The 10,563-nt window shown below is 41.2% G+C and carries 11 protein-coding genes; 10 read left to right on the top strand and 1 reads right to left on the bottom strand.

Features of this window, described 5'->3' with window-relative positions:
• Positions 1-300: 300 nt before the first annotated feature.
• The 8 genes from GMD5S_RS0205510 to GMD5S_RS0205475 all read left to right on the top strand — a co-directional run bounded on the left by GMD5S_RS0205510 (position 301) and on the right by GMD5S_RS0205475 (position 6,740).
• Entirely contained in the window at positions 301-501 is a 201-nt protein-coding gene (locus tag GMD5S_RS0205510) for a F0F1 ATP synthase subunit C (protein ID WP_001054551.1), read from the top strand.
• A gap of 32 nt (positions 502-533) precedes the next feature.
• The gene (atpB, locus tag GMD5S_RS0205505) at positions 534-1,250 is read left to right on the top strand and encodes a F0F1 ATP synthase subunit A (protein WP_000392937.1); all 717 of its coding nucleotides are present in this window, start codon (positions 534-536) and stop codon (positions 1,248-1,250) included.
• Between the two features lie 18 nt (positions 1,251-1,268).
• Positions 1,269-1,763 carry a F0F1 ATP synthase subunit B gene (gene atpF / locus GMD5S_RS0205500; RefSeq protein WP_000366311.1) on the top strand — a complete coding sequence of 165 codons (495 nt, stop codon included), beginning with the start codon at positions 1,269-1,271 and terminating at the stop codon, positions 1,761-1,763.
• Positions 1,763-2,299, top strand: a complete 537-nt coding sequence (locus GMD5S_RS0205495; RefSeq protein WP_000359021.1) for a F0F1 ATP synthase subunit delta — start codon at positions 1,763-1,765, stop codon at positions 2,297-2,299. Before atpF ends, GMD5S_RS0205495 begins: the two co-directional genes overlap by 1 nt.
• Positions 2,300-2,313: 14 nt before the next feature.
• On the top strand, positions 2,314-3,819 hold the full coding sequence (gene atpA / locus GMD5S_RS0205490) for a F0F1 ATP synthase subunit alpha (protein WP_000996615.1): 1,506 nt from the start codon (positions 2,314-2,316) through the stop codon (positions 3,817-3,819).
• A gap of 15 nt (positions 3,820-3,834) precedes the next feature.
• Positions 3,835-4,713 (top strand): F0F1 ATP synthase subunit gamma, encoded by an 879-nt coding sequence (locus GMD5S_RS0205485; RefSeq protein ID WP_000301234.1) that lies wholly within the window; start codon positions 3,835-3,837, stop codon positions 4,711-4,713.
• 190 nt (positions 4,714-4,903) lie between these two features.
• On the top strand, positions 4,904-6,310 hold the full coding sequence (gene atpD, locus GMD5S_RS0205480) for a F0F1 ATP synthase subunit beta (protein ID WP_000094367.1): 1,407 nt from the start codon (positions 4,904-4,906) through the stop codon (positions 6,308-6,310).
• A 10-nt stretch (positions 6,311-6,320) separates the two neighbouring features.
• Positions 6,321-6,740, top strand: a complete 420-nt coding sequence (locus GMD5S_RS0205475; protein ID WP_000940836.1) for a F0F1 ATP synthase subunit epsilon — start codon at positions 6,321-6,323, stop codon at positions 6,738-6,740.
• A 32-nt stretch (positions 6,741-6,772) separates the two neighbouring features.
• Here the strand turns inward: GMD5S_RS0205475 and GMD5S_RS0205470 are convergent, their stop codons facing one another.
• Positions 6,773-7,786 carry a lactonase family protein gene (locus GMD5S_RS0205470; protein ID WP_000665601.1) on the bottom strand — a complete coding sequence of 338 codons (1,014 nt, stop codon included), beginning with the start codon at positions 7,784-7,786 and terminating at the stop codon, positions 6,773-6,775.
• Positions 7,787-7,930: 144 nt separating this feature from the next.
• Here GMD5S_RS0205470 and GMD5S_RS0205465 point away from each other — a divergent pair, with 144 nt between their 5' ends.
• Both GMD5S_RS0205465 and GMD5S_RS0205460 read left to right on the top strand, forming a co-directional pair.
• Positions 7,931-9,097, top strand: a complete 1,167-nt coding sequence (locus GMD5S_RS0205465; RefSeq protein ID WP_000400296.1) for an AI-2E family transporter — start codon at positions 7,931-7,933, stop codon at positions 9,095-9,097.
• Positions 9,087-10,316, top strand: coding sequence for a tetratricopeptide repeat protein (locus tag GMD5S_RS0205460; RefSeq protein WP_001065986.1), 1,230 nt, complete (start codon positions 9,087-9,089; stop codon positions 10,314-10,316). The genes GMD5S_RS0205465 and GMD5S_RS0205460 overlap by 11 nt, the downstream gene beginning before the upstream one ends.
• Positions 10,317-10,563 lie beyond the last annotated feature (247 nt).

Below are 10,563 nucleotides of genomic sequence, written 5' to 3'. Positions count from 1 at the left end.
GCTTGTCCTTACTGCAGTGCACCATTTAATCCAGGTTGTAAACAACACTATTCCTACTATTTTAAATAAAATGAATCGATCCAAGTTCTTAACTTGGATTTTTCAGTTTGTTTCAGAAAATAGAGTAAAATCAAGAAAAATTCGCAATCTAAAATGGAAAAACTTTCTATAGAATGGGGTAAAAACAGCAAAAATAGAAATAAATCATATGAAACGCTTTCAATGTTAGTAAAAAGTTGACAAAAACAAATTTTAGGACTAAACTAAGGAAGTAAATTTAAATAAAAAGGAGAATTCATCATGAATTTAACATTTTTCGGTCTATGTCTTGCCTGTATGGGTGTATCCCTTGCAGAAGGATTTTTGATGAACGGTTTGTTCAAGTCTGCAGCACGCCAACCAGACATCATCCCACAATTGCGTAGTTTGATGATCATGGGGATTGCCTTTATCGAAGGAACATTCTTTGTAACCTTGGCGATGTCATTTGTCATTAAATAGACAACTCTATTTAGAAATGGAGGTGTCAAACCATGGAAGAAAGTTTGAATCCAACCGTTAATATTGGACCAATATCCTTTGATTTGACCCTGCTTGCCATGTCTCTTGTAACTGTTTTGATGGTTTTTGCCTTTGTCTACTGGGCAAGTCGTAAAATGACCATCCGTCCAAAGGGCAAACAAAATGCTCTTGAGATGATTTACGACTTTGTGATTGGTTTTACCAAACCAAACATTGGAGAATCATACATCAAGGATTATTCCTTATTTCTGTTTTCTCTATTTCTGTTTATCTTGGTTGCCAATAATATCGGCTTAATGGCAAAAGTACAAACAACAAACGGTTATAACTTGTGGACTTCCCCAACAGCCAACCTTGGATACGATTTATCCCTATCATTCTTGATCACTTTGATCGCCCATGTAGAAGGAGTTCGTCGTAGAGGCGTTAAAGAATATTTGAGAGCATTTGTTACACCTGGCTTTATGACTCCGATGAACATTTTAGAAGAGTTCACCAATTTTGCTTCCTTGGCGATTCGGATCTACGGAAATATTTTTGCCGGTGAGGTCTTAGCTGGATTGCTATTAGCCTTGTCACAAAATGCTTTGTATTGGTATCCTTTTGCCTTTATCGCAAACATGTTATGGACAGCCTTTTCGATTTTCATTTCATGTATTCAAGCCTATGTCTTTACCATGTTGTCATCGATGTACATTGGTAAGAAGATAAATGCTGGGGAAGAGTAAGTAGAGGAGGATTAGAAGATGGATTTAACTATTAGTACCATTATTGGTGACTTTATTCTTATCGCTGGTTCCTTCCTTTTATTAATTTTTTTAGTGAAAAAATATGCCTGGGGAAATCTTACCAATATTTTAGATGAACGTGCTGAAAAAATTTCTTCAGATATTGACGGAGCAGAAGCTGCCCGTAAGAAGGCCGAAGAACTCGCTAGCAAACGTGAAGCTGAGTTGGCAGGTAGCCGTTCGGAAGCTAAGACAATTATCGAGAATGCAAAGGAAACAGCTGAGAAAAGTAGAGCTGACATCTTGGCTGAGGCGAAACTGGAAGCAGGACGCTTGAAAGAAAAAGCTAACCAAGAAATTGCTCAAAATAAAGCGGAAGCTTTACAAAGCGTTAAGGGTGAGGTAGCAGATTTGACGATTAGTCTCGCTGGTAAAATCATCTCACAAAACCTTGACGGACAAGCCCATAAAGAACTCATTGATCAGTACATCGATCAGCTAGGAGAAGCTTAATGGACAAAAAGACAGTAAAGGTAATTGAAAAATACAGCATGCCTTTTGTCCAATTGGTGATTGAAAAGGGAGAAGAAGACCGTATCTTTTCTGACTTAGCTCAAATCAAGCAAGTCGCAGAAGAAACAGACTTGCCTTCTTTTTTAGGTCAAGTGGCAGTAGGTGAGTCGGATAAGGAAAAAACCGTTCGTTTCTTCCAAGACTCAGTGTCACCATTAATGCAAAACTTTTTTCAGGTGCTGCTATACAATCACAGAGCAAATTTATTTTATGAAGTAATTGTAGATTGTTTGAGTCGACTTGAAAAAGAAACGAATCGATTTGAAGTAACGATTGCCTCCGCTCATCCATTAACAGATGACCAGAAGGCGCGATTGCTTCCTTTGATTGAGAAAAAAATGTCTCTGAAAGTTCGGACTATCAAAGAACAAATCGATGAAAGTCTCATTGGTGGTTTTGTCATTTTTGCCAATCACAAGACAATTGATGTGAGTATTAAACAGCAACTTCGTGTTGTTAAAGAAAATTTGAAATAGAAAGTGGTGTTCTTTTGGCAATTAACGCACAAGAAATCAGCGCTTTAATTAAGCAACAAATTGAAAATTTCAAACCCATTTTTGATGTGACTGAAACTGGTGTTGTAACCTATATCGGGGACGGTATTGCGCGTGCCCACGGCCTTGAAAATGCCATGAGTGGAGAGCTCTTGATTTTTGAAAACGGCTCTTATGGTATGGCGCAAAACTTGGAATCAACAGACGTTGGGATCATCATTCTCGGTGACTTCACGGATATCCGTGAAGGAGACACTATCCGTCGCACGGGTAAAATCATGGAAGTTCCTGTCGGTGATAACTTGATTGGACGTGTTGTGGATCCACTTGGTCGTCCCGTTGATGGTCTCGGAGAAATCCATACTGACAAGACTCGTCCAGTAGAAGCACCAGCTCCTGGTGTTATGGAGCGTAAGTCTGTATCAGAACCATTGCAAACAGGTTTGAAAGCTATTGACGCCCTTGTACCGATTGGTCGTGGTCAGCGTGAGCTGATCATTGGTGACCGTCAGACAGGGAAAACAACCATTGCAATCGATACCATCTTGAACCAAAAAGGGCAAGATATGATATGTATCTATGTAGCGATTGGACAAAAAGAATCAACAGTTCGTACACAAGTAGAAACACTTCGTCAGTACGGTGCCTTGGATTACACAATCGTTGTGACAGCCTCAGCTTCACAACCTTCTCCATTACTCTTCCTTGCTCCATATGCAGGGGTCGCTATGGCAGAAGAATTCATGTACCAAGGCAAGCATGTTTTGATCGTTTATGATGACCTATCTAAACAAGCGGTAGCTTATCGTGAACTTTCTCTCTTGCTCCGTCGTCCACCAGGTCGTGAGGCCTTCCCAGGGGATGTCTTCTACCTTCACAGCCGTTTGCTTGAGCGCTCAGCCAAAGTTTCTGACGAGCTTGGTGGTGGATCAATCACAGCCCTACCATTTATTGAGACGCAAGCAGGAGATATCTCTGCCTATATCGCAACCAACGTGATTTCTATCACTGACGGACAAATCTTCCTTGGAGATGGACTCTTTAACGCAGGTATTCGCCCAGCTATTGATGCGGGTTCATCTGTATCTCGTGTAGGTGGTTCTGCTCAGATTAAAGCCATGAAGAAGGTTGCTGGTACTCTTCGTATCGACCTTGCTTCATACCGTGAGTTAGAAGCCTTCACTAAGTTCGGTTCGGACTTGGATGCGGCTACTCAAGCTAAGTTGAATCGTGGTCGTCGTACGGTAGAAGTATTGAAACAACCTGTTCACAAGCCTTTGCCTGTTGAGAAACAAGTGACGATCCTGTATGCTTTGACACACGGATTCTTGGATACAGTTCCTGTAAATGACATTGTTCGTTTTGAGGAAGAGTTCCATGCCTTCTTTGATGCACAACATCCAGAGATTTTGGAAACCATTCGTGAAACAAAAGACTTGCCAGAAGAAGCAGTCTTGGATGCTGCGATTACAGAGTTTCTCAATCAATCCAGCTTCCAATAAGAATAGAGGTGTCAGATGGCAGTATCTCTAAATGATATTAAAACAAAAATCGCCTCAACAAAAAATACTAGTCAAATCACTAATGCCATGCAAATGGTATCGGCTGCCAAGTTAGGTCGCTCTGAAGAAGCAGCACGCAATTTTCAAGTTTATGCTCAGAAGGTTCGTAAGCTTTTGACGGATATTCTACATGGTAACGGATCTGGTGGCTCTACCAATCCAATGCTCATTAGTCGTCCAGTTAAGAAAACAGGCTATATCGTTATTACTTCAGACCGTGGCTTGGTTGGAGGTTATAATGCTTCCATCCTTAAAGCTGTGATGGAGCTGAAAGAAGAATATCATCCAAATGGTGATGACTTTGAAGTTATCTGTATTGGTGGTATGGGGGCTGATTTCTTTAAGGCTCGTGGCATTCAACCAATCTATGAATTGCGGGGCTTGGCCGACCAACCAAGTTTTGATGAAGTTCGTAAAATTATTTCAAAAACGATTGAGATGTACCAAAATGAACTCTTTGATGAACTTTATGTTTGCTATAATCACCACGTCAATACGCTTACCAGCCAAATGCGTGTGGAGCAAATGCTTCCGATTGTTGACCTCGATCCAAATGAAGCAGATGAGGAGTATAGCTTAACCTTTGAGTTGGAAACGAGCCGTGATGAGATTCTAGAGCAGTTGTTGCCACAGTATGCCGAAAGTATGATTTACGGGGCTATTATCGATGCCAAGACAGCTGAAAATGCCGCAGGTATGACAGCTATGCAGACAGCGACTGATAATGCCAAGAAAGTTATCAATGATTTGACTATCCAGTATAACCGTGCCAGACAGGCGGCGATTACACAAGAAATTACAGAAATCGTAGCGGGGGCTAGTGCCTTAGAATAAGGCTTTGCCTCCCTCGTATCAAAATGAACTTATACTCAATGAAAATTAAAGAGCAAACTAGGAAGCTAGCCGCAGGCTGTACTTGAGTACGGTAAGGCGACGCTGACGTGGTTTGAAGAGATTTTCGAAGAGTATTAGGACCTAGTTGAGCTAGGAACCGACAGTATCTTATATAGAATAGGAGAAGGAGATGAGTTCAGGTAAAATTGCTCAGGTTATCGGACCCGTTGTAGACGTTTTGTTTGCAGCTGGGGAACCACTTCCTGAGATTAACAATGCACTTGTCGTCTACAAAAATGACGAAAGAAAAACAAAAATCGTCCTTGAAGTAGCCTTGGAGTTGGGTGATGGTATGGTCCGTACGATCGCCATGGAATCAACAGATGGTTTGACTCGTGGAATGGAAGTTTTGGACACAGGTCGTCCAATCTCGGTTCCAGTAGGTAAAGAAACTTTGGGACGTGTCTTCAATGTTTTGGGAGATACCATTGACTTGGATGCTCCTTTTGCTGAAGACGCTGAGCGTCAGCCAATTCATAAAAAAGCTCCAACTTTTGATGAATTGTCTACCTCTTCTGAAATTCTTGAAACTGGGATTAAGGTTATCGACCTTCTTGCCCCATACCTTAAAGGGGGGAAAGTCGGACTCTTCGGTGGTGCCGGAGTTGGTAAAACCGTCTTAATCCAAGAATTGATTCACAACATTGCCCAAGAACATGGGGGTATTTCCGTATTTACCGGTGTTGGGGAACGTACTCGTGAAGGGAACGACCTTTACTGGGAAATGAAAGAATCAGGCGTTATCGAGAAAACAGCAATGGTATTTGGTCAGATGAATGAACCACCAGGAGCACGTATGCGTGTTGCCCTTACTGGCTTGACAATCGCTGAATACTTCCGTGATGTAGAAGGCCAAGACGTGCTTCTCTTTATTGACAATATCTTCCGTTTCACTCAGGCTGGTTCAGAAGTATCTGCCCTTTTGGGTCGGATGCCATCAGCCGTTGGATACCAACCAACACTTGCTACAGAAATGGGTCAATTGCAAGAGCGTATCACGTCAACTAAGAAGGGTTCTGTAACCTCTATCCAAGCCATCTATGTGCCTGCGGATGACTATACTGACCCAGCGCCAGCAACAGCCTTCGCTCACTTGGATTCAACGACTAACTTGGAACGTAAGTTGGTACAGTTGGGGATTTACCCAGCCGTTGACCCACTGGCTTCAAGCTCTCGTGCCTTGGCACCTGAGATTGTTGGTGAGGAGCACTATGCTGTAGCTGCGGAAGTTAAACGTGTTCTTCAACGTTACCATGAATTGCAAGATATCATTGCTATCCTTGGTATGGATGAACTCTCTGATGAAGAAAAGACCTTGGTTGCTCGTGCCCGTCGTATCCAGTTCTTCTTGTCTCAAAACTTTAACGTTGCAGAACAATTTACTGGTCAACCTGGTTCTTATGTGCCAGTAGCGGAAACAGTTCGTGGCTTTAAGGAAATCCTTGAAGGAAAACATGACCAGCTACCAGAAGATGCCTTCCGTGGTGTCGGTTCAATCGAAGACGTCATTGCTAAGGCAGAGAAAATGGGATTTTAAGAGGTGATCTATGGCTCATTTAACTGTCCAGATCGTGACACCAGATGGCCTCGTCTATGATCACCATGCCAGCTTTGTATCGGTACGAACTCTGGATGGTGAGATGGGGATCTTGCCACGACATGAAAATATGATTGCGGTTTTAGCGGTTGATGAAGTGAAGGTAAAACGTATCGATGATGATACTCATGTAAACTGGATTGCAGTGAACGGAGGAATTATCGAGATTGCTAATGATATCATTACCATTGTAGCAGACTCAGCAGAGCGTGCTCGTGATATCGATATCAGTCGTGCTGAACGTGCAAAACTTCGCGCTGAACGAGAAATCGAAGAAGCCCATGACAAGCATTTGATTGACCAAGAGCGTCGTGCAAAAATCGCATTGCAACGTGCTATCAACCGTATCAATGTCGGAAATAGACTATAAAAAAATGAACTTGAAACTCAAGTTCATTTTTTTTAATGTGGGAAGTTGATGCAGACTGCTTCAGGGACATGAAAGTCGTTAGAAAGTTCTGCAAGACGACCACTTTTAGGATTGCGTTTAAAGACGGTTGCGTTATCAGAATCTTGATGAACAGCAATGAGAAACTCTTGATCAGGAGTTAGGTCGAAATCACGTGGATTTTTACCATGACTTGGTACAATCTCTAATAATTCCAAGCTACCATCAGCGAGGATTGTATAGACTGCAATGGAATCATGACCTCGGTTAGATGCATAGAGGTATTTGCCATCTTTTGAAAGACGAATGGCAGCAGTAGCATTGAAGCCTTCGTATCCATCTGGTAAGGTTGAAATGACTTGCATGCGTTCAAATTCACCGACCCCATCATAAATCAAGACCTCGATAGTGCTATTAAGTTCGCAGATGAGATAGGCAATCTTATAGTGGTGGTGGAAAACGATGTGGCGAGCACCTGCTCCAGCTTGGCCGTGATAAGTGTGGAGCTTACTTAGTTTTCCTTCTGAACTAACATCGTAGGTCGTTACTTCATCCGTACCTAGATCACAGGTGACGAGGTACTGGTCAGGTGTTAGATCCGTAAAGTGTACATGTGGGGAAGTTTGGTTTTCATGAGGACCTTGTCCACTATGCTGATCTAGATCTGTTTGGATGAGGCTACCATCCGTTTGACGTTTATAAACGAGAACTTGACCTTTATGATAGTTGGCCCCATAAACGAGACCACGCTTTTCATCCACTGCCACATAACAATGGGGAGCGCCTTCTTCAACCACATGATTTAGCAAAGCGCCATCTGTCTTGTAAGCAGCGATTCCACCTAAGCCATCCTGGCTCCCTACAGTGTATAAGTGTTGCTGTTGGTCAAAGGCAAGGTAGGTCGGACTTGGTTCAGCAGCAAAGAGTTCAAGATTTGCAAGCTGGCCTGTTTCTGTATCAAAATCTGCCTTGTAAATCCCTTTAGATAAGCGACGAGTGTAAGTTCCAAAATAAACAGTTTCTTTCATGTCCATACCTCTTAATAATGATAAGTTCATTATACCACAAAATGGCAGTCATGAAGCATCAGATTCATCCATGTAAGCACTTTAAAAAAGAGTTATTTTAGTCTAAAAATGGTATAATGAGAGAATGACAGAAAGGATGTATTTATGGAACATAAAGAGAAACATTTTAGCCTATCTTGGTTTTTTAAGTGGTTTTTAGATAATAAAGCCATCACTGTATTTTTAGTAACTTTGTTACTGGGGCTAAACATTTTTATTCTAAGTAAGATTAGTTTTATTTTTTTACCAGTTTTGGATTTTCTAGGAGTTGTCATGTTGCCAGTTATTTTATCTGGTTTACTTTATTACCTCCTCAATCCGATTGTTGACTGGATGGAGAAGCACAAGATCAATCGTGTCCTTGCCATTAGTATTGTTTTTGTTGTTATTGGACTCTTTATCATTTGGGGGCTGGCAGTCGCAATTCCTAATCTGCAACGTCAAGTCTTAAATTTTGCGAAGAATGTGCCGACATACCTGGAAGATGCTGATAAGGTGATCAATGACCTTGTAACCAAACGCTTGCCAGATGATTTTAGACCACAGTTGGAGCAGGTTCTTTCCAATGTTTCTAGTGAGGCGACCATGTGGGCCAGCAAAATCTCTTCTCAAGCTGTTAACTGGGTTAGCGCCTTTATCAGTAGCGTTTCCCAGGTCATTGTTGCGGTTATTATCGTACCCTTCATGCTCTTTTATCTTTTGAGAGATGGGAAAGGCTTGCGAGATTACCTGACTAAATTCATCCCAAACAAGTTAAAAGAACCTGTCGGACAAGTTTTGTCAGATGTTAATAAACAGTTGTCAAACTATGTTAGAGGACAGGTTACAGTTGCTATTATCGTGGCAATTATGTTTATTATCTTCTTTAAGATTATTGGTCTCAGATATGCTGTGACTCTTGGAATTACGGCTGGTATCCTCAATCTAGTACCTTACCTGGGTAGTTTTCTAGCGATGTTGCCTGCTTTGGTTTTGGGCTTAATAGCGGGGCCTGTCATGCTTTTGAAAGTGATTATTGTCTTTATTGTTGAACAAACGATTGAAGGTCGCTTCGTTTCTCCGCTTATTTTAGGTAGTCAGCTAAACATTCATCCAATCAATGTCCTCTTTGTTCTCCTAACTTCAGGTTCTATGTTTGGTATTTGGGGAGTCTTGCTGGGAATCCCTGTCTATGCCTCTGCCAAGGTCGTTATTTCAGCTATCTTTAACTGGTACAAAAAAGTTAGCGGTCTGTATGAAGAAGAAGGGGAGGAAATCAAAAGTGAACAATAGTCAACGTATGCTCCAGGCTTTGGATGAACAGAATTTAACCAAAGCGGATCAGTATTTTCACAAAGCCCTCGAAACAGATTCAAGTGAGGTTCTTTACGAACTAGCAAACTATCTAGAGGGAGTTGGCTTTTATCCTCAAGCAAAAGAAATTTACCAACATATCGTTACAGAATTTGCAGAAGTGAATCTGAACTTAGCCAGCATTGCTAGTGAGGATGGCAATGTTGAGGAAGCCTTTGCTTACCTTGAGGAAATCACACCCGAAAGTGACTGGTACGTATCGGCCTTGGCCTTGAAGGCAGACCTCTATCAGTTGGAAGGATTGACAGATGTAGCACGTGAAAAGTTACTGGAAGCCTTAAACTACTCAGATGATGCCTTATTAGTTTTTGGTTTGGCTGAGTTGGATAGCGAGCTAGGAAATTATCAGGAAGCTATTCAGGGCTATGCTCAATTAGACAATCGCTCCATCTATGAGCAAACGGGTGTCTCAACCTATCAGCGAATTGGCTACGCTTATGCCCAGTTAGGTAAGTTTGAAGCTGCAACTGAATTCTTAGAAAAAGCTTTAGAATTAGAATACGATGACCAAACTGCCTTTGAACTGGCTAGTCTTTACTTTGATCAGGAAGAGTATCAAAAATCTGTTCTTTACTTTAAGCAGATTGATACCATCTCACCTGATTTTGAAGGATATGAGTATGGTTATAGTCAAGCCTTGTACAAGGAACATCAGGTGGAAGAGGCCCTTCGTATCGTTAAACAAGGTTTGGAGAAAAATCCGTTTGAAACTCGGCTCTTACTAGCTGCTTCACAGTTTTCGTATGAATTACATGATCCTAGTGGTGCTGAGCAGTTTCTTCTTACTGCAAAAGAAGATGCAGAGGATACAGAAGAAATTTTCCTTCGCCTTGCAACCATTTATATGGAACAAGAGCGGTATGAAGATATCATCGCTCTCCAAAGTCAAGAACCTGAAAATCTCTTGACCAAGTGGATGATTGCCCGTTCTTACCAGGAAATCGAGGATTTAGATAAGGCCTATGAGCTCTATCAGGAACTATCGCTTGATCTCAAGGATAATCCTGAATTTCTGGAGCAGTATACTTATCTCCTACGTGAATTGGGATATTTTGAAGAAGCCAAAGTGCAAGCTGAAGCTTATTTAAAACTCGTTCCAGATGATGTTCAAATGCAAGAACTCTTAGAAACACTTTAAGGATTTCTAATTTTTGTAAAATCTTATTAACAGAAACGAATGACTTTAAATGAATGATTTGAAAGACCTCATAGGTCTTTTCTTTTTTACTAATATAATATAAATGTTAGAGCTTCTTATAGCTAATTTAGATGAAGTTTTGAACGATGAAAGCCTGCTACACCCTATAAAATAAGAGTTTAAAGGTATGGTTTGAACATCGAACTACTATGAAATACTTGACAAATTTATATAAGAATATATAATA

Origin of the sequence: Streptococcus sp. GMD5S, assembly GCF_000298715.2 — a bacterium.
Lineage (GTDB): Bacteria > Bacillota > Bacilli > Lactobacillales > Streptococcaceae > Streptococcus.
The sequence above is the reverse complement of the archived record's forward strand: the minus strand, read 5'-3'. Positions and strand labels throughout refer to the sequence as shown.